Source organism: Microbacterium galbum (assembly GCF_032464915.1).
Classification (GTDB): Bacteria; Actinomycetota; Actinomycetes; order Actinomycetales; family Microbacteriaceae; genus Microbacterium; species Microbacterium galbum.
On sequence record NZ_JAWDIS010000001.1, the window covers coordinates 408,026 to 430,427 of the forward strand.

20 protein-coding genes are annotated in these 22,402 nt (G+C 72.1%); 6 read left to right on the top strand and 14 right to left on the bottom strand.

The window, feature by feature from the left end; translation table 11 throughout:
* The 4 genes from fliD to RWH45_RS02100 form a co-directional block, all read right to left on the bottom strand.
* Window positions 1-1,365 carry a flagellar filament capping protein FliD gene (gene fliD / locus RWH45_RS02085; RefSeq protein WP_315993270.1) on the bottom strand — a complete coding sequence of 455 codons (1,365 nt, stop codon included), beginning with the start codon at window positions 1,363-1,365 and terminating at the stop codon, window positions 1-3.
* Between the two features lie 99 nt (window positions 1,366-1,464).
* Window positions 1,465-2,289 (bottom strand): flagellin N-terminal helical domain-containing protein, encoded by an 825-nt coding sequence (locus tag RWH45_RS02090; RefSeq protein WP_315993271.1) that lies wholly within the window; start codon window positions 2,287-2,289, stop codon window positions 1,465-1,467.
* A gap of 143 nt (window positions 2,290-2,432) precedes the next feature.
* Window positions 2,433-3,260: a sigma-70 family RNA polymerase sigma factor gene (locus RWH45_RS02095; RefSeq protein WP_315993272.1), complete on the bottom strand. Its 828-nt coding sequence runs from the start codon at window positions 3,258-3,260 to the stop codon at window positions 2,433-2,435.
* Between the two features lie 133 nt (window positions 3,261-3,393).
* Window positions 3,394-4,140 (bottom strand): hypothetical protein, encoded by a 747-nt coding sequence (locus tag RWH45_RS02100; RefSeq protein ID WP_315993273.1) that lies wholly within the window; start codon window positions 4,138-4,140, stop codon window positions 3,394-3,396.
* Window positions 4,141-4,245: 105 nt separating this feature from the next.
* Here RWH45_RS02100 and RWH45_RS02105 point away from each other — a divergent pair, with 105 nt between their 5' ends.
* Window positions 4,246-5,745, top strand: coding sequence for an MFS transporter (locus RWH45_RS02105; RefSeq protein WP_315993274.1), 1,500 nt, complete (start codon window positions 4,246-4,248; stop codon window positions 5,743-5,745).
* Window positions 5,746-5,757: 12 nt separating this feature from the next.
* Here RWH45_RS02105 and RWH45_RS02110 read toward each other — a convergent pair whose 3' ends face one another.
* Together RWH45_RS02110 and RWH45_RS02115 are read right to left on the bottom strand one after the other, a co-directional pair.
* Entirely contained in the window at window positions 5,758-6,834 is a 1,077-nt protein-coding gene (locus RWH45_RS02110; RefSeq protein ID WP_315993275.1) for a hypothetical protein, read from the bottom strand.
* Between the two features lie 16 nt (window positions 6,835-6,850).
* A complete protein-coding gene (locus tag RWH45_RS02115) occupies window positions 6,851-7,621 on the bottom strand; it encodes an SDR family oxidoreductase (RefSeq protein WP_315993276.1) in 771 nt (256 codons plus the stop codon).
* A gap of 169 nt (window positions 7,622-7,790) precedes the next feature.
* On the opposite strand from RWH45_RS02115, the gene RWH45_RS02120 reads away from it, so the two are divergent.
* A complete protein-coding gene (locus RWH45_RS02120) occupies window positions 7,791-9,113 on the top strand; it encodes a bifunctional o-acetylhomoserine/o-acetylserine sulfhydrylase (protein WP_315993277.1) in 1,323 nt (440 codons plus the stop codon).
* A 133-nt stretch (window positions 9,114-9,246) separates the two neighbouring features.
* On the opposite strand, the gene RWH45_RS02125 is transcribed toward RWH45_RS02120, so the two are convergent.
* Window positions 9,247-9,945: an SDR family NAD(P)-dependent oxidoreductase gene (locus RWH45_RS02125; protein WP_315993278.1), complete on the bottom strand. Its 699-nt coding sequence runs from the start codon at window positions 9,943-9,945 to the stop codon at window positions 9,247-9,249.
* 116 nt (window positions 9,946-10,061) lie between these two features.
* Here RWH45_RS02125 and metX point away from each other — a divergent pair, with 116 nt between their 5' ends.
* Window positions 10,062-11,267 carry a homoserine O-acetyltransferase MetX gene (gene metX, locus RWH45_RS02130; RefSeq protein WP_315993279.1) on the top strand — a complete coding sequence of 402 codons (1,206 nt, stop codon included), beginning with the start codon at window positions 10,062-10,064 and terminating at the stop codon, window positions 11,265-11,267.
* Between the two features lie 150 nt (window positions 11,268-11,417).
* Here the strand turns inward: metX and RWH45_RS02135 are convergent, their stop codons facing one another.
* Window positions 11,418-12,665: an MFS transporter gene (locus RWH45_RS02135; protein WP_315994580.1), complete on the bottom strand. Its 1,248-nt coding sequence runs from the start codon at window positions 12,663-12,665 to the stop codon at window positions 11,418-11,420.
* Between the two features lie 238 nt (window positions 12,666-12,903).
* Here RWH45_RS02135 and RWH45_RS02140 point away from each other — a divergent pair, with 238 nt between their 5' ends.
* Window positions 12,904-13,275, top strand: a complete 372-nt coding sequence (locus tag RWH45_RS02140) for a hypothetical protein (RefSeq protein WP_315993280.1) — start codon at window positions 12,904-12,906, stop codon at window positions 13,273-13,275.
* Window positions 13,276-13,420: 145 nt separating this feature from the next.
* Here the strand turns inward: RWH45_RS02140 and RWH45_RS02145 are convergent, their stop codons facing one another.
* The 3 genes from RWH45_RS02145 to RWH45_RS02155 all read right to left on the bottom strand — a co-directional run bounded on the left by RWH45_RS02145 (window position 13,421) and on the right by RWH45_RS02155 (window position 16,063).
* Window positions 13,421-13,756, bottom strand: a complete 336-nt coding sequence (locus RWH45_RS02145) for a thiamine-binding protein (protein WP_315993281.1) — start codon at window positions 13,754-13,756, stop codon at window positions 13,421-13,423.
* 75 nt (window positions 13,757-13,831) lie between these two features.
* Window positions 13,832-15,139, bottom strand: coding sequence for a glycosyltransferase family 87 protein (locus RWH45_RS02150; RefSeq protein ID WP_315993282.1), 1,308 nt, complete (start codon window positions 15,137-15,139; stop codon window positions 13,832-13,834).
* A 75-nt stretch (window positions 15,140-15,214) separates the two neighbouring features.
* A complete protein-coding gene (locus RWH45_RS02155) occupies window positions 15,215-16,063 on the bottom strand; it encodes an ADP-dependent NAD(P)H-hydrate dehydratase (RefSeq protein ID WP_315993283.1) in 849 nt (282 codons plus the stop codon).
* Window positions 16,064-16,092: 29 nt separating this feature from the next.
* Here RWH45_RS02155 and RWH45_RS02160 point away from each other — a divergent pair, with 29 nt between their 5' ends.
* Complete coding sequence (locus tag RWH45_RS02160) at window positions 16,093-17,151, top strand: NADH:flavin oxidoreductase/NADH oxidase (protein WP_315993284.1); 1,059 nt, start codon at window positions 16,093-16,095, stop codon at window positions 17,149-17,151.
* Between the two features lie 212 nt (window positions 17,152-17,363).
* On the opposite strand, the gene RWH45_RS02165 is transcribed toward RWH45_RS02160, so the two are convergent.
* Both RWH45_RS02165 and RWH45_RS02170 read right to left on the bottom strand, forming a co-directional pair.
* The gene (locus tag RWH45_RS02165; protein WP_315993285.1) at window positions 17,364-18,419 is read right to left on the bottom strand and encodes a hemolysin family protein; all 1,056 of its coding nucleotides are present in this window, start codon (window positions 18,417-18,419) and stop codon (window positions 17,364-17,366) included.
* Window positions 18,416-19,759, bottom strand: a complete 1,344-nt coding sequence (locus RWH45_RS02170) for a hemolysin family protein (RefSeq protein ID WP_315993286.1) — start codon at window positions 19,757-19,759, stop codon at window positions 18,416-18,418. The genes RWH45_RS02165 and RWH45_RS02170 overlap by 4 nt, the downstream gene beginning before the upstream one ends.
* A 156-nt stretch (window positions 19,760-19,915) precedes the next feature.
* Here RWH45_RS02170 and RWH45_RS02175 point away from each other — a divergent pair, with 156 nt between their 5' ends.
* Window positions 19,916-20,950, top strand: coding sequence for a glycoside hydrolase family 76 protein (locus RWH45_RS02175; protein ID WP_315993287.1), 1,035 nt, complete (start codon window positions 19,916-19,918; stop codon window positions 20,948-20,950).
* Here the strand turns inward: RWH45_RS02175 and guaB1 are convergent.
* Window positions 20,940-22,400 carry a GMP reductase gene (gene guaB1, locus RWH45_RS02180; RefSeq protein WP_315993288.1) on the bottom strand — a complete coding sequence of 487 codons (1,461 nt, stop codon included), beginning with the start codon at window positions 22,398-22,400 and terminating at the stop codon, window positions 20,940-20,942. The genes RWH45_RS02175 and guaB1 overlap by 11 nt on opposite strands.
* Window positions 22,401-22,402: the final 2 nt, after the last annotated feature.

The window sequence follows — 22,402 nt, forward strand, 5'->3', positions numbered from 1 at the left end:
CTACTTCGACGACGGCGTCAACGCCGACAGCTGCGAGGTGAGCCAGTCCGACCGCGACTGCAGGCCCGACAGGCGCACCTCCATCGCGGCATACGTGCGCTCGAGGGTCGCCCGCCGCATGTCCAGGCGCAGGTCCATGCGCTCGACCTGTTTCTCGAGGGTCTTGACCTCGCTCTGCTGGCCTGTGATGCGCTGAGTGACGAGGCCGTCGTACTTGTCGGAGTACTGCGCCGTGGTGTCCTGCACGCGGGCCGAGACCGCGGCGAAGACCGCCTGCACCGCCTCCGGATCCTCGGCCATGGCCGCGGCGAAGCGGTCGGCGTCGAAGGAGAGAGCCCCCGCCTTGTCGACGCTGATGCCGATGGTCGAGGGCGAGACCCCGTCGACCGGGCTCTGGACGGCGGAGGCGAGTGCCGCCCGCAGCGACCGCACCGTGCTGTCGCCGGTGAACACGCCGAGAGTGGTCGTCTTCCCGGGAGCGGCGACCGTCGCCTTCGATCCGTTGTCGATGCGGGTCAGCAGCGTCGCGATCTCCTTCACGAACGCCGAGGCGGCATCCGACTGCGCTTTCGCATCGGGCGTCACGGTCACGGTGACCGGGTCGGCCGAGACCGCCTTCACCGTGATGTCGATCCCGTCCCCGATGCCGGTGAAGGTGTTGGACGCGCTCGTCACCACCTGCTCGGCCGCCGTCCCGGCGAACAGGCGGATGACGGCATCCGTCCCCCGCGCGAGCACGGCCGCGCCCGGCTCGGTCGAGACGTCGATCGACGCGGATGCCGCGACCTCGGCCGCGGTGCCGCGGTGCAGGCTGAACGCGCCCTCCGCACCCGTGCGGGTCGAGGTGATCTGGATGCGCGAGAGCGCCGCCCCCTGCGCGTCGCGCCCGCCGGGCACGACCGTGGCGGTCACCCCGGCCTTGGCGGCGTTGATCGCGGCGGCGAGATCGGCGGCCGATCCACCACCCGGCGGGAGCTCGGTGACGGTGCGGTCCGCTCCGACCAGCGAGAAGGGACCGGCGAACGCCGACGCGTCGCCCGCGGCGGTGACCACCGCGTGCGCCCGTGCCAGCGTGTCGACGACGACGTCGGTCGAGAACGCCCGTGCCGTCTCCCCCGCGACGACGGTCACCGCCTCCGATGAGCTCGATGCGGTGTACCGGGCGAGGGAGGTGGAGGATGCCGCGGCCTTGGCCTTGTCGGTCAGGCTCTGCAGCGCGGTGTTGAGCGACTGGAGGTTCGAGATGACGCTGTTGCGATCGGTGATCCGATTGGCGACGAGGGTCTTGGGGATCGCCGCGACTTTGACCAGGGCGTCGATGAGGTCCTTGGTCTTCAGGCCCGAGGCGATGCCGTCGATCTGCATGATCCTGCGTCTTCCTTCTCTCGAGATGGGGGGTTATGCGAAGGCGCCCGGGCGGGAGAACTCCCCCGCCCGGGCGCCCGAGGGCAGCAGTGCTGCGACTCAGCGCAGGAGCTGGAGAACGCCCTGGCCCGACTGGTTCGCCTGCGCGAGCATGGCGGTACCGGCCTGCTGCAGGATGTTCGAGGCGGTGTACTTGACCATCTCGGATGCCATGTCGGTGTCGACGATGCGGCTCTTGGCGGCGGAGAGGTTCTCGGCCGAGACCTGCAGCGAGTTGATGGTCGACTCGAAGCGGTTCTGCACGGCACCGTAGCCCGAGCGAGCGGTCGAGACGTTCACGATCTCGGCGTCGATGGCGGCGATCGAGGTGAGCGCGTTGGCTGCCGAATCGACGTCGAGGGCCTTGACCGTCGCACCGAGACCCGAGAAGTCGGTCAGGGCGACCGCGATCTGGTCCTCGGCGGCCGTGGAGCCGGCGCCGACCTGGAACGTCAGGGTGTCGCCGCCCGAGAGCAGCTTGATGCCGTTGAAGTTCGTGCTGGCCGCGACACGGGTGAGCTCGTCGCCCAGCGTGTCGAGCTCGGTCTTGATCGAGGTGCGCGAGTCGGCGTTGTTGGAGTCGTTACCCGCCTGCACCGCGAGGTCGCGCACGCGCTGCAGGATCGAGTGCACCTCGGTCAGGGCGCCTTCCGCGGTCTGGATGACCGAGATGCCGTCCTGAGCGTTGCGCGCGGCGACGTTGAGGCCGTTGACCTGCGAGCGCAGGCCCTCGGAGATGGCCAGACCGGCGGCGTCGTCCGCGGCCCGGTTGATGCGCAGACCGCTCGAGAGCTTCTCGAGCGACTTCGAGACGTCGGCCTGGTTGGCCGACAGGTTGCGGTACGCGTTGAGAGCACCGACGTTGGTTGCGATCTGAAGACCCATGTTGTTCCTCCGTGGATGGGATTACCGTGCGGGGGCCGTCCGTGGCCCTCCATCCCCCACCTTCGCGACGGGCCGGCATCGCGGTAACCGAGACCGCGCGATTTCTCCCGCGCGTTCGCCAGTTGCTCCGTGCTCTCCCCGCCTCAGGCGGGGACGGCGACGACGGGAGCCGCGGCGGCGGGCCCGAAGACGCCGTCGAAGAACGCCGCCTTGGCCTTGGTGGAGCGGTCCGGCGCGGTGCCGTTCTCCCAGGAGTCGAGGGCCTCGCGCATGAGGGTCAGTCCGATGCGGCGCAGCTTCGAGACGTAGGCGTGGCTGACGTCGAGGTCGTGGGCGACGTCCTTGACCATGCGCTCTTCGAGGTAGACCCCGCGGATCACCTGCCGCATCTGATCGGGGAGGGCCGCGACGATGCGCTCGAGCATGCGCTGGGTCTCGGCCTGCTCGGCGGCGTGCTCGGGCAGGATGACGCTGTCGGTGAGGTCGGCCGCCTGTCGCCCGTCGTCGCCCTCGAACCGCGCCTCGAAGCTCGTCGCGGTGCGCACCATCTCATCGAGCAGCTGCATGCGCGCGACGGTCTCGGCATCCAGTCCCGATTCCGCGGCCACCTCCGCGAGCGTGGCGGGCCGTCCGGTGCGCACCCGGACGAGCTCCGTCGCCACGCGCACCCGCTCGATCTTGTCGCGGCTGCGCTCGCCGGCCGGGTCGGCGGCGCGCATCTCGCTGAGGATGGCCCACGTGATCTTCGTGCGCGCGTACGCCCCGAAGGGCACCCCCCGCGCCGGGTCGTATTCCAGGGATGCCACGGCCAGGCCCAGGTACGCCGCCGAGAGCAGGTCGTCGAGGTCGACGTGCAGCGCGGTCCGCGCCTTCTCGACCGCCAGGTACTTCGCCAGGGGGAGGTTCTCCCGCGCGAGTCGCTCGGCCGAGAGGGGCACGTCGGAAACGGCGGGGAGGACGGTGCTCGACATCACGACTCCTGCTGTTTTTGCTTGTTTATGAGCAGAAACTAACACACATAGGAGTCTCGGCCGCATCCGGATCGACCCCGGCGTCGGCCTGGCACCCGCGGGCTGCCGGCGGCGCCCGTCCGCGATGCGGCGCTCAGCCGCGGACGCGACGGACCACGCGGAGTTCGACGGTCGCCGCGGTCCCGCCCACCAGGGGGATCGCCGCGGCCGTGGGGTTCCAGATGACGAGGGGGACGCCGGGCGTGGGGGCGACCTGATCCTCCTCGAGCCCGAACCGGGCACGGAGGCCGTAGTGGTGCAGCACCGTCGCGAACCGCTCCCACTCGACCCAGCTCCACGGTCGCATCGCGCTCACGTGCACGCCGGCCTGCTGCCAGGGGCGCGCCGGATGCGAGAAGCCGCGCAGACCGTCCCGACGCATGGCCGGAGCACCGGGCGACAGGACGTCCACGCCGAGCGCCTCGCAGCCGCGCCGCAGGTCGTCGTCGAGCCGTACGAGCTCGGCGCGGGTGCGCAACCGCGCGATCGCGGCCAGGGTCAGCACGACCGGGTGGTGACCGAGCGTCCGCACGCGCGTCCACGTCACGCCCCGGTGGGCGACGAGGCCGCGCGCCGCCAGCCACCGGTCGAAGAACGGATCGGCGATCGCCGCGTCGACGGCTCCGCCGGCTGCGCCGCTCTCGGCGGCGAGACGATCGGCGACCAGTCGGGCGCGCAGGAAGGGCGCCGGCGCGGTCGCGTCGGCGATATGCTGCATCGCGTCGCGCGGATCGAGGCCGTTGAGGCGGGCGAACCGCTCGAGCATCTCGGCGGTGCTCATGCCGGCCCGCAGGCCCGCCTCCCCGCCGCGCACGGAGGGCCGTCGCGCTTGGAACGTCACGGTACTCCCTCAGATCTGCACGTTTACGAGTGAAAATAGCACGCCGGCGAGGGCGCCGCGCGCCACCGCCGAACGTGCTTCGAGGGCCGGTGCTACTCTCGCGCCATGTCGCGCGTCTCCGGCGCGGTCGCGAGGGTGCGCTCGTCCGCCCTCGGCGTGACCGCGGGACTCATCGGGTGGTTCGTGCTGGTCGAGCTGGCCAGCGGCATCCTGCAGGGCTTCTACGTGCCGCTGCTGCCCGACATCGTCGTGCACCTGGGCATCCGCGACGCCGACGTCAACTGGTTCGAGGCCGCGCAGCTGCTGCTCTCCGCGCTGGTGCTGCCCGTGCTCGCCAAGCTCGGCGACATGTTCGGGCACAAGCGCATCCTGCTCGCCTCCGCGCTGGCGACGGCCGCCGCGAGCTGGTGGCTCGTCTTCGCCGACTCCTTCGGCACCTTCCTCGCCGCGTGGGCGCTGCAGGGCTTCTACGTCGTGTGGCTGCCGCTCGAGATCGCCCTCGTCTTCGATCGCGGCCGTCGCGCCGCCCACGGGGTCTCGCGCACGCGCCGGGCCGCGGGACTGCTCGTGGTGGGGCTGCAGGTCGGCGCGATCCTGGGCGCCCTCGCGGCCGGGCGTCTGTTCGCCGCGACCGGCGGCGATCTGCGCCTGTCGCTCGCGATCCCCGCGATCGTGGTCACCCTGATCTGCGTCGTCATCTGGCTCGGCGTGCCCGAATCGGAGCGAGCCGACGGCGAGCGCCGCCTCGACGTGGGCGGGTTCGCGATCCTCGCCGGCGCGCTCCTGTGCGTGACCGGTGCGCTCTCGTTCGTGCGCCTGCCCGAGGGGCCCGGCCCGCTCGCGATCACCGCCCTGCTCGTCGCCGGGGTGGCCCTCCTCGCGGTGTTCGTGTGGTTCGAGCTGCGCCAGAGCGACCCGGCGGTCGACATCCGCGTGCTCCGTCGCCCCGAGATGTGGCCCGTGCAGACCACCGCCTTTCTCGTGGGAATCAGCCTTCTCGGTGCCCAGGGCCCCCTCGCGACCTACGCCGGCACGGACCGCGCACTCGGATACGGACTGGGACTGGACGCCACCGACCGGTCGAACGTGATCGGGGTGTACCTGGTGTCCCTCATCGTCGGGGCGGTGCTGTTCGCCGTGACCTCGCGGCGCGCGAGTCCCCGCGCGGTGCTGATCGGCGCGGCGGTCCTCGTCGGGGCGGGATACGCGCTGCTGCTCCCCCTCCACGTCGAGCTGTGGCAGGTGCTGCTGTGCCTCGGGATCGCCGGCCTCGGTTCGGGGGCGCTCGTCGCGGCGATGCCCGCGGCCGCCGCGGCCGCGGCTCCGCGGGGGCAGACCGGCGTGGCATCCGCCCTCACGAACACGACCAAGACCGTGGGCGGAACGATGTCGTCCGCGGTGTTCGGGGTGGTTCTCGCGGCGGGCGCGGGATCGGCCGTGGCGGCGACCGCCGCTCCGCTGGCGGGATACCTGACCGTCTGGTCGATCTGCGCGGCGGGAGGGTTCGCGGCGGCGGTCCTGCTGTTCTTCGTGCCCGAAGTGGCCTTCGCCGATCGCGCGGAGGCCGAGGTCGGCGCGCACGCGGCGCGCGGCGACGTCAGCTGAGCGCTGTGCCGCTCACGGGCGGCCGAGGGCGAAGAACCCGATGGCGAGCGCCACGACGATGCCGAACGACACCCAGGCGGCGAGTCCCCACGACGTCCGCAGACGCCGACCGGCGGGCGCCACCGCGGCGTCTCCCCGGTAGCCCTGCCCGGCGGGCTCCGTTCGCCGCTGCCCCTCGCGCCAGCGCTCCCACTGCTCGAGCTTCGTGACGAATGCATCGGCCGTTCGCATGACGTCGACCCATCGTGCGGGGTCGGTCGTGACGACACCGCGCGGATGCACGAGCAGGAGCAGATCGTCCACGATCTCGATGTCCCACCCGCCCGCGTCGTCGATGGCCTGCGCCATCACGTCGGGAGTGAACAGGTAGAGCGCGTCCGCCTCGTACCCCTCGGGGCAGTACAGGTCGAAGTGCTCGTCGAAGTCGCCCTCCAGCGAGAGCCGCTGCCCGGAATCGGGCACGGCCGCCACCGCGAACGCCCGGGTCCCGCGCCGAGTGGCGCGCACGATGATGTGCGGCAGTGGGCGCCGGAGGCCGATCCTGATCCATCCGCCCACCGGCGGGTAGGTGAACCGACGCGTGGCGTTGCGGATCTCGTAGTCCGCCCACTCGACCGTTCGCCCGTCGCCATTCTCGCGCGTCATCGCGCGGGAGACGGTGTGCCCCGTGATGCTCCACCAGGCGCGCATGGTTCCCGATTTCGGCCCCGGGACGTACGCGAGCCCGTTGTCGTCGGCGAAGCGGGACAGCGCCCAGTGTTCGCGGGGGCGTGTGCGTCCCCTGCCGGTGCGGACGATGCCCCACACGCTGAAGACGAACACCCCCGCGAACAAGAACACGAACAGGGAGATGGGTCGCACCTCGTCGGACCCGCCCTCGCGGATCTTCGCCGCGATGGTGGCCCCCATCCCCAGCGCACCGACCGTCGAGGTGATCAGGAGGAAGGAGAAGACAGCCCGTCGCCCCCGCCTCTCCGGATCGCGGACCCGCGGGTACTGCTGCCGGAACCGCGCCCAGAACTCCCGGACCTCCGCACGGCTCGGGCGGGAGCGAAGCGCCTCGACGTCGAGCGTCGTCGACTCGGTCATTCCGCGAGACTCGGCATCACCGGGTGCGCAGGGGGCCCCGCGCCAGCAGGTGCTGCGCCGACTGCGCGACCGGGCGCATCGTCACCGAGTCGAGGTTGACGTGACCCGGCGCGTCGAGCGCATAGACGATCACGTCGGCCACGTCGTCGGCCACCAGTGGCGCCTCGACACCCTCGTACAGCTTGTCGGCGGCATCCTGATCTCCGCCCAGACGGTTGAGGGTGAACTCCTCGGTGCGCACCATGCCCGGGGCGATCTCGATCACGCGCAGCGGTTCGCCGTTGAGCTCCTGCCGCAGCGCGTGCACGAGCATGGCCTCGCCCGCCTTCGCCGCGTTGTAGCCGCCGCCACCGGGGTATGCCGTCTGCGCGGCGGTGGAGGTGACGAACAGCAGGTCGGCGTGCCCGCCCGCGTCGGCCGCACGCCGGAGGAGGGGAAGAAGGGATGCCACGAGCCGCTGCCCCGACAGCACGTTCGCCTCGAACATCCAGCGCCAGTCCTCGGGATCGCCGTCTTCGACACGGTCGCTGCCGCGCGCCCCACCGGCCACGTGCACGAGAGCGTCGACTCCCCCGGTCTCGTCGAGCCAGGCGGCGAGCGCCGCGACCGCGTCGGCGTCGGTGAGGTCGGCGGCGTGCGCCACCGCGCCCGTCTCCGCTTCGAGGGCCGCGAGACGCTCCGCGCGGCGGGCCACGCCGACGACGTCCCATCCGCGCGCGCGCAGCAGCCGCGCCGTCGCCTCCCCGATCCCCGAACTGGCCCCGGTCACCACAGCACGTCGCGTCATGGCATCCACGCTACTGCTCTCCTCCGACACACGAGGGCCTCGCGTCGGGAGTCGGCGCGACCGCCGTGTGACGGCGCGTTTCCTCCGCGGTTGCCCGCGATTTCACCCGTGTCTACGCTCGCAGCAGGCCAGGGCGACCGCTCGGCCCCCCAGAACCTGAGGAGCAGCCATGTCGGCACCCGAGAACTGGCGTTTCGAGACGAAGCAGATCCACACGGGCGCTCAGCCCGACCCGGTCACCAAGGCGCGCGCCACGCCGATCTACCAGACCACCTCGTACGTCTTCGACAACGCCGACCACGCCGCGAACCTCTTCGCGCTCGCCGAGTTCGGCAACATCTACACGCGCATCCAGAACCCCACGCAAGACGTCGTCGAGCAGCGTGTCGCGGGCCTCGAGGGCGGCACCGGCGCCCTCCTCGTCGCCAGCGGCCAGGCGGCCGAGACGTTCGCGGTGCTCAACATCGCCCAGGCGGGCGATCACATCGTGTCGTCGAGCTCCATCTACGGCGGCACGTACAACCTGTTCAAGTACACGCTCGCCAAGCTCGGCATCGAGACCACCTTCGTCGAGAACCAGGACGACCCCGAGGCCTGGCGCGCGGCGGTCCGACCGAACACCAAGCTCTTCTTCGCCGAGACCATCGGCAACCCGAAGATCAACGTGCTCGACATCCGCTCCGTCGCCGACGTCGCGCACGAGGCGGGCGTGCCGCTCATCGTCGACAACACGATCGCGACGCCGTACCTCATCCGGCCCTTCGAGCACGGCGCCGACATCATCGTCCACTCGGCGACGAAGTTCCTCGGCGGTCACGGCACCACGATCGGCGGCGTCATCGTCGACGGCGGTACCTTCGCGTGGTCCGAGCACTCCGAGCGCTTCCCGGGTCTCACCACGCCCGACCCCTCGTACCACGGTGCGGTCTACACGCAGGCGGTCGGCGACGGCCTGGCCTACATCATCAAGGCGCGCGTGCAGCTGCTGCGCGACCTCGGCGCCTCCATCGCCCCGCAGAGCGCGTGGCAGCTCATCCAGGGCATCGAGACGCTCTCGCTGCGCGTCGAGCGTCACGTGCAGAACGCGCAGGAGATCGCGGAGTGGCTCGAGTCGCACCCCGATGTCGCAAGCGTGAACTACTCCGGCCTCCCCAGCTCACCCTGGTACGCCGCCGCCAACAACTACGCCCCGAAGGGCGTCGGCGCGGTGCTGTCGTTCGAGCTCAAGGGCGGCGTCGAGGCGGGCCGCGAGTTCGTCAACGCGCTGAGCCTGTTCAGCCACCTCGCCAACATCGGCGACGTGCGCTCCCTCGTCATCCACCCGGCATCCACGACGCACTCGCAGCTCACCCCCGAGCAGCAGCTGACCGCCGGGGTCACGCCCGGGCTGGTGCGCCTGTCGGTCGGCCTCGAGAACATCGCCGACCTGAAGGCCGACCTCGACCAGGCCCTCGCCGCCGCGCGCCGCCTGTCGGAGGCCGCCCGCGCCTGAGCGATCCTCGCAGCGACGCCCCGCCCCGGTCGACCCGGGGCGGGGCGTTCGCGTCCCACCCGCGCAAGTCGCCGAGACTCGTCGCTTCGGGGTGCCGAGAAGCGACGAATCCCGGCGACTCGCGCGGCGGGAGTCAGATCTTCTGCCGCGGACGCAGGCTGCCGAGGCCGCCGTCCACCCCGAGCACCTGCCCCGTCATCCAGGCGTTCTCGGGGGCGAGCAGGAACTCCACCGCGCGCGCGACGTCGTCGGGCTCGCCGAGGCGACCGAGCGGGTGCATCGCCTCCGACACCTTCCGCGACATGTCGCTCGAGGTGAGCTTCTCGGTCAGCCGCGTCTGCACGAGCCCCGGGGCCACCGCGTTCACGCGCAGCCCGTGCGCGGCGTAGCTCGCGGCGGCCGACAGGGTCAGACCGATCACGCCGGCCTTGGCCGCGGCGATCCCGTCGTGGTTGGGCAGGCCCGCCAGCGCCGCCGCCGACGAGACGAGCACCACCGCCCCACCGTCGCGCATGTGCGCGCCGGCCGCCCGCACCGCGGCGAACGCGGTGGTGAGCGAGGCCGCGATGAGCTCGTCGAACTGGGCACGCGAGGTCAGATGCGCAGGCTTCAGCAGCATCGACCCCGCGAAGACCGCGATCCCGTCGAGCTCCCCCGCCTCGGCCACGACCTTGTCGACCGCATCGAAGTCGGTGGCGTCGAGGGTGAAGTCGGGGTCGATGCGCGAGGAGTCCCGCGCGGTGGTCACGACGTGGTGTCCCGCGTCGCTCAGTCGTGTCGCCGTCGCCTGGCCGATGTCGCTCGAGGCCGCGATGAGAAGGAAGTTCGCCATGCCGGGATCATGACCACCCCACCCGGGTGCCGACGGGGGCTGGACAAGCGGCATCCGAGTCATCCGTCGTCGTAACAGACCGTGCCCGTCCGCGCGCACCGGAGAGAATGGATGCCATGGACTGGCAGATCTCCGAAGACACCGTGCCCTCGGCACCGGTGACGGAGGCCGATGCGCGGTCTCTGCTGGGTCGGCCCCCGGCGACGGGCGCCTGGCGCGACGGAGACCCGGTCGGCGATCGACGGTTCGTCTCGTTCGGCCCCTTCACGACCGAGAACGGCGAATCGCTGCCGCACGTGCGCCTCGCATACGAGACGTGGGGCGAGCTCTCCCCCGCGCGCGACAACGCCGTCCTGATCCTGCACGCCCTGACGGGCGACAGCCACGTCCGCGGCGCCGCGGGCCCCGGCCACGCCACGGCGGGCTGGTGGAGCGACCTCGTAGGCCCGGGAGCCGCGATCGACACCGACCGGTGGTTCGTCGTCGCCCCCAACATGCTCGGCGGATGCCAGGGCTCGACGGGTCCGGCCAGCATCGCCCCCGACGGGTACGAGTGGGCCTCGCGCTTCCCCTACCTCACCATCCGCGACCAGGTCGCCGCGCAGGCGGCGCTCGCCGACGCGCTCGGCGTCGACCGGTGGTTCGCCGTCGTGGGCGGATCGATGGGCGGCATGCACGCCCTGGAGTGGGCGGTGGGCCACCCCGACCGCGTCGCGCGCTCGGCGATCCTGTCGGCCCCGCCGATCACGACGGCCGACCAGATCGCCCTGAACTCCGTGCAGCTCGACACCATCCGCGTCGATCCGCGCTTCGCGGGCGGCGAGTACTACGACGCCGGCGACGGCGACGGACCCCACCGCGGACTCGCCCTCGCGCGACGCATGGCGTTGCTGAACTACCGGAGCCCGACCGAGCTGAATCAGCGCTTCCAGCGCTCCTGGCAGTCGGGGGTCAGCCCGCTCGGGCGCGGCGGCCGCTTCGCGGTGGAGTCGTACCTCGACTTCCACGGCAACAAGTTCACGCGACGCTTCGACGCGAACAGCTACCTGACCCTGGTCGAGGCCATGAACTCCCACGACGTCGGACGCGACCGCGACGGTGTCGAAGACGCCCTCGCCCGCGTCACCGCCACGACCCTCGTCCTGGGCATCGACAGCGATCGCCTGTTCCCCATCGACGGACAGCACCGCATCGCCCGCGGCATCCCGAACACCCTCGACGGCGATGCCGCCGTCGTGCTCTCGAGCGACTTCGGGCACGACGGCTTCCTCATCGAAACCGCCGCCGTCGCGACGCACCTGCGCCGCCTGTTCGCGACCTGAGCACCGCGGATGCCGCGCCCCCGGCATCCGCCCCACCCCACCCCGCCGCACGCCCCCGCCGCGCGCCCCATCGAGTGTCCAGGACACGCCGCATCGGGTCGGCCGTTGCGGCGTGTCTTGGACACTCGGCCCCGCCCGGGGGCGCCGGACTCAGCGCTGCGTCGGGATCGAGCCCGTGATGGCGGTCTGCGCGGCTTCGGCGGCCGGCATCCGATGCGCGGGATGACGCCCGGACCGGTCCTCGACGCGGTACGACACGAACGCCACCGCGAGCCCGCCCAGGGCCAGCAGCGCCCCGACCCACGCGGGGGCCACGAGGCCGAGCCCCGCGGCGATCGCGAGACCGCCGAGGAACGCGCCGAGGCTGTTGCCGATGTTCAGCGCGGAGTGGTTGAGGGCGGCCGCGATGGACTGGTTGTCCTCCGCGACGTCCATGAGCCGCGTCTGGATCGACGGGCTCAACGCGGAGCCGCAGAAGGCGACGAGGAAGGCGAAGAAGACGAGGCTGACGATCCAGGTCGCCGTGAGCGCCAGACCCACGGATGCCGCACCCAGAGCGATCAGCCCCACGGACAACCAGAAGCGGAGGTCTTTGTCGGCGAGTGCACCGCCGACGATGTTGCCGACCGTCATCCCCACGCCCACGAGGACGAGCACGAGGGAGACCGCCCACTCCGGCTGGCCGGCCACATCGGTGATCATGGGCGCGATGTAGCTGTACATCGCGAAGAAGCCGCCGAAGCCGACCGCTCCGATGCCGAGCGCGAACCAGACCTGACCGATCCGGAACACGCGCAGCTCGTCGCGCAGACGTCTCCCGGGCGAGCCCGGGTGCGACGGCACGAAGACGGCGATGCAGACCGCCGCGAGGGCGAAGATCGCGGTCACCACGGCGAAGGCCGCGCGCCAGCCGACCTGCTGCCCGAGGAGCGTGCCCAGCGGCACGCCCACGACGTTGGCGATGGTCAGTCCGGTGAGCACGAACGCGACGCCCTTGGCGCGGTTGCCCGGTCCGAGGGCATCGGCGGCGACCAGCGCGCCGATGCCGAAGTAGGCGCCGTGCGGCAGTCCCGCGAGGAAGCGCGACGCCGCCACCAGCTCGAACGTCGGGGCGATCACCGTCAGCAGCGTGAAGAACGCCAGCGCCGCCGCCAGAACGATCATGACGCGGTGACGAGGGAACCGGGCCACGGACCCCGCGATGGTCGGCGCGCCCACGACGACCCCGAGGGCGTACAGCGAGATGAGCCACCCGGCTTGGGCGATCGCGTCGTCGGGAGAGGCCGCCCAGGCACCGGGCAGGAGTTCACGGGCGATGTTGGGCAGCAGGCCCATCACGACGAACTCGGTCATGCCGATGCCGAAACTGCCGATGGCGAGAGAAAGGAGCGCCCGCATCGCCGCACCTCTCGAGGGAGTCGAAGAGGTCACTCGACGATGCTAGTCGGCTTCCGCGACCCGACCGAATCGTTTCGAGAGTCGATCGCGCGTCCCCGACGTCACCGGGTGCCGACCACCCTTCCTCCCCGGATGACGGATCGGCCCCTCTCTCCCCCGTTACGGCGGCGACGGGATTTCACCCGCCTCGACCGTGGCACTCTCGAACCCCTCACCGCACAACGAGAGGATGCCGGAGATGACCGAACCACAGGTCTCGGTGCTGATCGGGACCTTCGCCGCCGCCGTCCTCGGCGGCATGACCGTGAGCACGAACCTCATCAGGGGCTCGCTGACGAAGGTCATCGCCGCGAACACCGACCGCCTCGAGGCGCGCATCGATTCCCTGCGGCACGACACCGTCGCCGAGTCGCGCGTCACGCGCATCGAGCTCACCGCCAGGATCGACAGCATCGAGGCCGGACTCACCGCCAAGATCGACAGCGTCGAATCCGGACTCACCGCCAAGATCGACAGCGTCGAGAGCCGCCTGCGCGGCGACCGCGCGCGCATCGACGCCGACGTCGCCGCCATCACCAAGCGCATCGGGACCGACCCGCCCGCGATCTGAGGCAGGTCCCCCGAGACGGGCGAAGCCGACGGGGCCTGACGACGCGATCTCGTCGGCCGCGACGCTCCTCCGTCGCCGGGCGTCTGCGCACCGGGCGGGAGCGTGCGCCGTTCCGTGCACGTCGGCGCGACCGGCGCGCCGCGGCTCAGTCCGCGCGGTCCTCCCGGCGCTCCAGGGCCTGTTCGAGCCGCTCGACCTTGCCCTCGATCTCGCCCGTGCGCCCCGGGCGGATATCGGCCTTGAGCACGAGCGACACCCGTGATCCGTAGGGCATCACGGCATCCGTCGCCGCTTTGACGACCGCGAACACCTCGTCCCACTCGCCCTCGACCTCGGTGAACATCGAGGTCGTGCGGTGCGGCAGACCGGACGCGCGCACCACGGCGACCGCTGCGGCCACGGCGTCGTGCACCGAGGCGTCGGGGTTCTCGGCGGCGGCGGTGCCGACACCGGAAGGGGCGACGGAGAAGGCGATGAGCATGCGTCGAGACTACGGCGCACCCCGACCGAGCGGAACCGGCGTGCTCCGGCCGGCCGCTCCGCCGTCTCCCGTGCCTCAGCGTCCCGTGGGCACCCGGGGCGGAACGGGGCGGCGACCCGTCACGATCTCCCGCAGGCCGGCGGGCGGCCGGACGCGACCGACGGGGACGCGCGCGACGCGCACGATGGCCCACACCAGCAGCACCAGGGCGAGGAGGTTGCGCACCTCGAGGACCACGACCGGGAAGGGGTTCGGGTGCGTCGCCATCAGCCCGTCGTAGAGCAGCGGGTACATCCACTGGGTCAGGCCGGCGATGACCAGGGTCAGGCTCGCGAAGCCGAACCACCGTCGGCGGTCGATCATGAGACCGAGCACGACCGGGGCGAACAGCCACACGTAGTACTGGGGCGAGCCGACCTTGTTCAGCGCGATGAAGGCCGTCACCAACGCCAGCGACAGCGGCGGGAAGAGCGTGAGGAACGTGGCGCCGTGACGCAGCTTCCAGACGCCCACGGCGGCCACGCCCACCATGGTCAGCAGCATGACCGGGGTCATGGCGGCGATGACCGCGTCGGCGCCCGGGCCGGTCACCTGGAAGGTCAACACGTCGCCGTCGTAGTAGACCTCGCTACCCGGGACGTAGAACGCCGAGAGGAACATGTAGAGCCCGCCGATGGGCGCCTCCATCTGGATGCCGCGCGAGGTCTGGTCTCCCACGAAGCCGAAGACGAAGGGGGCTCCGCCGAGCGCGACCACCGGGACGATGGTCGCCAGCGACACCGCCACCGCGCCCCAGACGAGGGCCAGGCGGCGGCGCACCACGACGAGACCCGCGGCGAGGATGGCCGCCGGCCACACCTTCATCCACACCGAGACCGACAGCAGGACGGAGGCCAGGAACGGGCGCCGCAGCATCCAGATCCCCCCGAGGATGGCGAAGGGCACGGTGATGCCGTCGATGCGGTAGATGCCGACGGGGCCGATGAGCAGGATCGCCGCCAGCCAGAACCACGCGGCCAGCACGCGACCGCGGGAGCGACCCGAACCGACGAGGACGACGAAGGCGATGAGGTTGAAGAGGGCGACGGTGATCGCCCAGGCCGGGGTGTAGCCGACCACCCAGGCGAAGAGCCAGGCGAACGTCATCGGGAGGAAGGCGAGCTGCGGGTAGATCCACTTCTCGGTGATCCCGGGCCACTGCCAGGTGTCGCTGCGGGTGCAGGAGGTCACGTCGATCCCCCCGAACAGCGCGCAGCGCGACCACGGCTCGTACACCAGGTACACGTCGCCCATGGGTTCGTTGGGCTGCTGGTAGCCCAGCACCCCCACCACGACGTGCACGGCGACGAACGCGATCAACAGGGGAACGACACGCCTCAGCACCCCCCGATCCTAAGCGGGCGTCCCCACCGGCCCCTGCCCCGCTCCTGCGCCCGCGCAGCGGGAGGGGGTCAACTGTTATGCGATCGAGTCCCGCAGCAGCTCAGAGATGACCCGCGGCACGGCCTCGGCGACGTCGAGCGCCGTGATCGGACCGCCCTCGCCGCCGATCGAGAGGGAGGCCAGCGCCCCGGCCCGCCCGTGCACCCAGGCGGCGGTCGCCGCGCACGCCGCGAGGTCGTCGATGCCGGTGCGCCCGGCCGCCACCGCGGACGCGGTGAGGGCGCCCAGCACTCCCCCCAGCACATCGCCGGTGCCCGCGGTCGCGAGCCACGGCGTCCCGGCCGACACCCGACGGGTCCAGCCTCCCGCCGCCGCGACCACGGTGACGGCGCCCTTCGACAGCACCACCCCGCCGAAGGCGTCGGCCGTCTCGCGAGCGACGCGCTCGCGGTCGTCGGTCGCGGCCTGCGGCAGCCCCAGCGCCTCCCGCAGCCGGTCGAGTTCGCGGGAATGGGGAGTCACGATCACCGGAGCGGTGGCGTCCGGCACCAGGTCGAGGGCGCCCGCGTCGACCACCACCGGCACCTCGCCGCGGAGGACGCCGCGCAACGCCGCGGTCTCGGCGGCGTCGCGCTCCGCGGCATCCGTCCCCGACCCCATCAGCCACGCCTGCACGCGACCATCGGCGGTCACGGTCTCGGGGCGACGCTGCAGGACGAGGTCCTGCGCGCGCTGCGGTCCGAGGTAGCGCACCATCCCGGTGCCCGTGCGCCAGGCCGCCTCGACCCCCAGCACCGCCGCTCCGGGATAGCGGGTCGACCCCGTGCGCACGCCGATGACTCCGCGGGAATACTTGTCGTCGTCCGCCGTTGGCCTCCGCAGTACGCGGGCGGCATCGTGTCCGTCCCAATCCTTCGCCGTCATGGCGTCACCCTAGAACGCAAAGGTCTTCCATGAGCGCCCTCTTCACTCCCCTGGCCATTCGCGGTATCGAGATGCGCAATCGCCTGTGGGTCTCGCCGATGTGCCAGTACAGCGCGGTGGAGGGCGTCCCGAACGACTGGCATCACGTTCACCTCGCGCAGTTCGCCGCGGGCGGGGCGGGGCTGGTGATCGCGGAGGCGACCGCGGTCTCCCCCGAGGGGCGAATCTCCCCCCAGGACGCCGGCCTGTGGACCGACGCTCAGGCCGAGGCGTGGCGGCCCATCGTCACGGCCCTCCGCGCCCGCGGAGCCGTCGCGGGCGTGCAGCTCGGCCATGCCGGTCGCAAGGCGTCGACGTCGGCGCCGCTCTCCGGCGCGCGCGGCTCGGTCTCGGTCGCCGACGGCGGATGGCGCACCGTCGCCCCCTCCGCCCTGGCCTACGCCGATTTCGCCGAGCCCGCGGCGCTCGATGCGGAGGGGGTCGAGAAGGTCGTGACCGACTTCGCGGATGCCGCCCGCCGGGCCGTCCACGCCGGATTCCAGGTGCTCGAGCTGCACGCGGCCCACGGCTACCTGCTGCACCAGTTCCTCTCGCCCCTCACCAACCACCGCGACGACGCCTACGGCGGCTCGTTCGAGAACCGCGCACGCCTGCTCGTCCGCGTGACCGAGGCCGTCCGCCGCGCCGCGCCCGAGGCCGCGGTCTTCGTGCGCTTCTCCGCCACCGACGCCGCCGAGGGCGGGTGGAGCGTCGACGACACCATCGCCGCGTCCCGACTCGTCGCCGCGGCCGGCGCCGATCTCATCGACGTCTCGAGCGGTGGGCTCGTCCCCCACCAGCACATCGTGCCCGGGCCCGGTTATCAGGTCGAGTACGCCGCGACCGTGCGCCGCGAAACGGGCCTGCTCGTCAGCGCGGTCGGCATGATCGACGATCCGGCCCTCGCCGAGAACGTCGTCGCCGACGGACGCGCCGACGCCGTGATGTCGGGCCGTGAGTGGCTGCGCGACCCGCACTACGCCCTGCGCGCGGCCGCCGCCCTGGGCGCGGACTCCCCCGCCCCCGCGCAGTACCTGCGCGCGTACTGAGCCGCATCCCGGTCCAGGTCACGGTTCTCGCCCGGATCACACGCCGCAACGGGCGCTCGCGGGATCTCGCGCCACGCCGCCCACTCGTTGCGACGGTTGCGCCGCAGCGCGTGATCGCGGGCGGTTCGTGCGCCGTCGACTCCGCCCGCCCTCACGCGAAGACACCGGATGCCACGCGGCCGCGGCCCGTGGCATCCGGTGTTCCGATGGGGTCAGACGAAGCGGCGACGCTCGGTGGCGTCCTGCACCTCGCCCACGAGCTCCTCGATGACGTCCTCGAGGAAGAGGACCGCCCGCACGTCTCCGGCCTCGTCGCGCACCTGGGCGAGGTGGCGCCCCGAGCGGCGCATGAGCGCCAGGGCGTCCTCGAGGTCGGTGGTCTCCAGCACCGACACCATGTGGTGCACGCGCTTGTTCGGGATCGGCCGTGCCATGTCGGCATCCGACCCCTCCGCCGCGCGCAGTACGTCCTTCAGATGCACGTAACCGGTGGGGATGCCGGACGCGTCGACGATCACATACCGGGAGTACCCGTGCTGCGCGACGGCCCGTTCGATCTCGGCGGGGGTCGTCGTCTCGGGAAGGGTCACCAGATCGGCCATCGGCACCGCGATGTCGGCTGCCTTCTTCTCGGTGAACTCGACCACCGCGGTCACCGTTCCGGCGGCGTCGTCGAGCACCCCCTCGCGACGCGACTGCGTCACGATCGTGGCGACCTCATCCAGCGTGTAGGTCGAGGCGGCCTCGTCCTTCGGCTCCACGCGGAACAGACGCAGCACGTGATTGGCCGTCCAGTTCAAGGCCACGATGATCGGGTGGAACGCCTTCGACACCGCCACCAGCGGCGGGGCGAGCATGAGCACCGCGCGGTCGGGCAGCGAGAACGCCAGGTTCTTCGGGACCATCTCGCCGAACACCACGTGCAAGTACGACACCAGCAGCAGCGCGACCACGAACCCGGCCACGTCGACCGCGGCCTCGGGAAGTCCGGTGAGCCCCAGCGGACCCGCCAGCAGGTGGTGGATCGCGGGCTCCGACACGTTCAGGATCAACAGCGAGCAGATCGTGATGCCGAGCTGGCACGTCGCCAGCATCATGGTGGCGTGCTCCATGGCGTACAGCGCGGTCTTGGCCGCGCGCGACCCGCGGTCGGCGTGCGGCTCGATCTGCGAGCGGCGCGCGGAGATGACGGCGAACTCCGCGCCGACGAAGAAGGCGTTGGCCGCGAGGAGCACGACGAGCCAGGCGATTCCGGCCCAGTCGTTCATCGCTGATCACCGCCCTTCGCCGCTCGGACGAGATCGTCGATGTCGTGCTCCTCCGGCGTCGGCGTGAACTGCACCCTGTCGACCCGGCGACCGTCCATTCGCTGCACGGCGAGCACGCCGTCGTCGAGGTCGACCGTGTCGCCGACCGCGGGGATGCGCTCCAGGGCCGCCATGATGAATCCGCCCACGGTGTCGTAGACCTCGCCCTCGGGGACGCGGACGCCCGCGCGGTCGAGCACCTCGTCGGGCCGCAGGTCGCCGGGGAAGGTGACCGACGCGGCCGATCGCACGACGCCGGCGCGGGAGCGGTCGTGCTCGTCGAGCACCTCGCCGACGATCTCCTCCACGAGGTCCTCGAGGGTCACGACCCCCGCCGTCCCGCCGTACTCGTCGACGACGATCGCCATCTGGTAGCCGCGCGAGCGCAGCTCGGACACGAGCGTATCCAGGTGCACGGTCTCGGGCACGCGCAGCGGCTCGGTGGCGAGGGCGGCCACCGGCACGTCGGCGCGGCGGTCGCGCGGCACGCCGATCGCGGCTTTGAGGTGCACGACCCCGACGATGTCGTCCATCGACTCCCCGTAGACCGGGAATCGGCTGTGTCCCGTGCGTCGGGCGAGCTGCACGACGTCGTCGGCGGGGTCGCCCGCGGCGAGCGCGTGCACGCTCGGCCGCGGCGTCATGACGTCGGCGGCGCTCAGGCGCGCGAAGGTGAGGCTGCGGTCGAGCAGCGAGGCGGTGTCCTTCTCGAGCATGCCCGCGCTGGCGGAACGCTTCACGAGGCTCGACAGTTCCTCGGCCGAACGGGCTCCCGACAGCTCCTCCTTGGGCTCGACGCCCATCGCGCGCAGCACGCCGTTCGCGCTGCCGTTGAGCACGAGGATCGCGGGCTTGAACACCGCGGTGAAGGCGACCTGGAACGGGATCACGAGCTTCGCCGTCTGCCGCGGGATCGCGAGGGCGAAGTTCTTGGGGACAAGCTCGCCCAGGATCATCGACAGCACGGTCGCGAAGCCGACGCCGATGACCGCGGCGAGCCCGACGACGAGCGCCTCGGGCAGACCCCACGTCTGGAAGGCCGGTCGGAGCAGGTTGGAGATGGCCGGTTCCATCGTGTAACCGGTGAGCAGCGTCGTCAGGGTGATCCCCAGCTGGGCGCTCGAGAGGTGGGTCGAGGTGATGCGCAACGCATCGATCGTGAGCGACAGGCGCGTCTCCCCGGCCGCGCGACGGGCCTCGAGGTCGGCGCGGTCGAGATTGACGAGGGCGAACTCGCTCGCGACGAAGAGTCCGGTCCCCACGGTGAGCAGGAGCCCCACGGCCAGCATGACGTAATCCATCAGGCATCACCCCCGCGCGGGCGTTCGGCGGGAGAGGGTCGTCGGGGCCTGGGTCTACAACTGGGAGGGTCGTCCATCGTGCCGTCGATTCTATGGCAGCGGGAGACCGACGGTACCCGTCTGCGCGAGACGGCCGACCTGGGGAGGATGGGAGACATGGATGCCACCTCCCCGGCGCAGTCGCGCGCCATGGCGGCCGAGTCCGCCGTCGTCCGCCGCTACGTCCACCGCTACGGCCCGCTGGCGTGGGCGCTCGCCGCAACGCCGGGCGTGGACGGCGCGCGCACCTGGCACTACTGGTGGCACGCGCATCTGCTCCACGTCCTCCGCGACGCGCAGGAGCACCGCCCCGATCCGCGCCGGGCGCGCCTGCTGCGGGCGCTCCACCGCGGCGTCACCGTGTGCACGCTCGGTCGCTGGACGACGCCGTTCTACGACGATGTGGCGTGGATGACGCTCGCCCTGCAGCGCTACGACGCGCACGATCGGCGCCTCGACCGCCTCACCCGGCGGCTCGACGAGGCGATCGACCCGGCGGTGGGCGCCCTGCCCTGGGCCGTCGACAGCGCGCTGTACAACGCCCCCGCGAACGGTCCCGCGGCGATCGCGCTGGCGTCGTCCGCGCATCGCGGGTCGGCCGTCGATCTCGACGCGTGGGTCGCGGCGACCCTCGACGACCCCGCGACGGGGCTCGTGCGCGACGGGGTCGAGCACGGCGTCGTCCGCCCCGACCTGTGGACGTACAACCAGGGCGTCGCGATCGGAAGCGCCCTCGCCCTCGCCGAGGCGGCGCCCGACGCCGACGCCCGGGAGGCGCACGAGGCCCGGGCGGCCTCCCTCGTGCGTGCCGTCGCCCGGTGGTGCGCTCCCGATGACGACCTCTTCCCCGCGGCCGGGGGTGGCGACGGCGGCCTGTTCGCCGGCATCCTGGCCCGTTATCTCGCCGAGGCCGCGCTCTGGTTCGCCGACGACGCCTCGAGCGAGGCCCACCGGCCGGTCGCGGACGTCGCCCGCCGGCTCGTGCACCGCAACGCGGCGGCGTTGTGGGACGGCCGTCGGGGCGGGTCGTTCCCCGCCGACCCCCGACGGCCCGCGCGCGCGGCCGGCGACGATCTCGATCTGTCCGTCCAGGTCGGCGCCTGGATCACGCTCGAGGCCGAGGTCGCCCTCGAGCGGGCGCTCACCAGCTGACCGGGAGCGCCTTGCCCTCCTCGTAGCCGGCGGCCGACTGCAGGCCCACCCGGGCGCGCTCGTGGAACTGGGCAACCGTGGCCGCGCCCGCGTAGGTGAAGGAGGAGCGCACGCCGGAGGTGATCATGTCGAGGAGGTCCTCCAGGCCCGGCCGCTGCGGGTCGAGGTAGATGCGCGACGACGAGATGCCCTCGGCGAACAGCTCCTTGCGCGCCCGTTCGAACGGGTCGAGACGACCGAAGCGCCCCTGCACCGCCTTGGTGGAGGCCATGCCCCACGACTCCTTGTAGAGCAGGCCCGCGTCGTCGGTGCGGAGAAGTCCCGGGGCTTCGATCGTGCCGGCGAACCACGACCCGATCATGACCGACGCCGCACCCGCGGCCAGCGCGAGGGCCACGTCACGGGGGTAGCGCACGCCGCCGTCGGCCCACACGTGCGCGCCCGCGCTGCGGGCCGCCTCCGCGGTCTCGAGCACGGCGGAGAACTGCGGGCGGCCGACCGCGGTCATCATGCGGGTCGTGCACATCGCCCCGGGGCCGACGCCGACCTTGAGGATGGTGGCCCCGGCGTCGGTCAGGTCGCGCACGCCCTCGGCGGTCACGACGTTGCCCGCGGCGATCGGGATGCCGAGCTCCAGCGCCGCGACCTCGCGCAACGCGCGGAGCATCTGCGCCTGGTGGCCGTGCGCGGTGTCGACCACGAGCACGTCGACGCCCGCGGCGGCCAGCGCCCGGGCTTTCGACGCGACGTCGCCGTTGACGCCGACGGCGGCCGCGACGATCAGGCGACCGTCCGCGTCCACCGCGGGACGGTAGACCGAGTCGCGGAGGGCGCTGCGACCCGACAGCGTGCCGACGACCCGATCGCCGTCCACGACGGGGACGATGTCGACGCCGGCGTGCTCGATCAGCGCGAAGACCTCGCGCGGGTCGCCGATGCGCTCGACCTCGACCACCGGTGCGTCGCTGCGGGCGATGTCGCCGAGCGTGGCATCCGGGAGCGCGGTCACCAGACGCGGGGCCGGGACGATCCCGCGGAAGGCGGCGACGTCGACGACACCGTCCTCGCGCGCGTCGGCGACGACGATGCCCCGGCCGGGCACCGGGGGCAGCACGAGACGCGCATCGGCGACGGTCGCGGTCGGAGGCAGCACGAGGGGCGCGTCCCAGGCGACGGGCTGCGCCTTGACCCACTCGACCGCCTCGACCAGCTGCGGCAGCGCGAGGTCCTGCGGGAGCACGCCCAGACCGCCGCGACGCGCCAGGGTCGCGGCGAGGCGAGTTCCCGTCACGGAGTTCATGTTGGCCGACACGAGGGGGATCGTCGCGCCGCTGCCGTCACCCGGGGCCAGGTCGACGTCGAGGCGGCTGCGCACCTCCGAATGGCGGGGGACGAGGAAGACGTCCGAGTACGTCAGGTCGACATCGGGCTGCGCGCCGGAGAACTCCATGG

What these genes read in the sequence shown, in the direction of transcription:
- RWH45_RS02175 (WP_315993287.1), top strand. Translation starts at nt 19,916, where the DNA reads ATGGATGCCACCTCCCCGGCGCAGTCGCGCGCCATGGCGGCCGAGTCC.
- RWH45_RS02115 (WP_315993276.1), bottom strand. Translation starts at nt 7,621, where the DNA reads ATGACGCGACGTGCTGTGGTGACCGGGGCCAGTTCGGGGATCGGGGAG.
- RWH45_RS02155 (WP_315993283.1), bottom strand. Translation starts at nt 16,063, where the DNA reads ATGACGGCGAAGGATTGGGACGGACACGATGCCGCCCGCGTACTGCGG.
- RWH45_RS02160 (WP_315993284.1), top strand. Translation starts at nt 16,093, where the DNA reads ATGAGCGCCCTCTTCACTCCCCTGGCCATTCGCGGTATCGAGATGCGC.
- RWH45_RS02090 (WP_315993271.1), bottom strand. Translation starts at nt 2,289, where the DNA reads ATGGGTCTTCAGATCGCAACCAACGTCGGTGCTCTCAACGCGTACCGC.
- RWH45_RS02140 (WP_315993280.1), top strand. Translation starts at nt 12,904, where the DNA reads ATGACCGAACCACAGGTCTCGGTGCTGATCGGGACCTTCGCCGCCGCC.
- RWH45_RS02170 (WP_315993286.1), bottom strand. Translation starts at nt 19,759, where the DNA reads ATGGATTACGTCATGCTGGCCGTGGGGCTCCTGCTCACCGTGGGGACC.
- RWH45_RS02145 (WP_315993281.1), bottom strand. Translation starts at nt 13,756, where the DNA reads ATGCTCATCGCCTTCTCCGTCGCCCCTTCCGGTGTCGGCACCGCCGCC.
- guaB1 (WP_315993288.1), bottom strand. Translation starts at nt 22,400, where the DNA reads ATGGAGTTCTCCGGCGCGCAGCCCGATGTCGACCTGACGTACTCGGAC.
- RWH45_RS02165 (WP_315993285.1), bottom strand. Translation starts at nt 18,419, where the DNA reads ATGAACGACTGGGCCGGAATCGCCTGGCTCGTCGTGCTCCTCGCGGCC.
- fliD (WP_315993270.1), bottom strand. Translation starts at nt 1,365, where the DNA reads ATGCAGATCGACGGCATCGCCTCGGGCCTGAAGACCAAGGACCTCATC.
- RWH45_RS02105 (WP_315993274.1), top strand. Translation starts at nt 4,246, where the DNA reads ATGTCGCGCGTCTCCGGCGCGGTCGCGAGGGTGCGCTCGTCCGCCCTC.
- RWH45_RS02110 (WP_315993275.1), bottom strand. Translation starts at nt 6,834, where the DNA reads ATGACCGAGTCGACGACGCTCGACGTCGAGGCGCTTCGCTCCCGCCCG.
- RWH45_RS02095 (WP_315993272.1), bottom strand. Translation starts at nt 3,260, where the DNA reads ATGTCGAGCACCGTCCTCCCCGCCGTTTCCGACGTGCCCCTCTCGGCC.
- RWH45_RS02120 (WP_315993277.1), top strand. Translation starts at nt 7,791, where the DNA reads ATGTCGGCACCCGAGAACTGGCGTTTCGAGACGAAGCAGATCCACACG.
- RWH45_RS02125 (WP_315993278.1), bottom strand. Translation starts at nt 9,945, where the DNA reads ATGGCGAACTTCCTTCTCATCGCGGCCTCGAGCGACATCGGCCAGGCG.
- metX (WP_315993279.1), top strand. Translation starts at nt 10,062, where the DNA reads ATGGACTGGCAGATCTCCGAAGACACCGTGCCCTCGGCACCGGTGACG.
- RWH45_RS02135 (WP_315994580.1), bottom strand. Translation starts at nt 12,665, where the DNA reads ATGCGGGCGCTCCTTTCTCTCGCCATCGGCAGTTTCGGCATCGGCATG.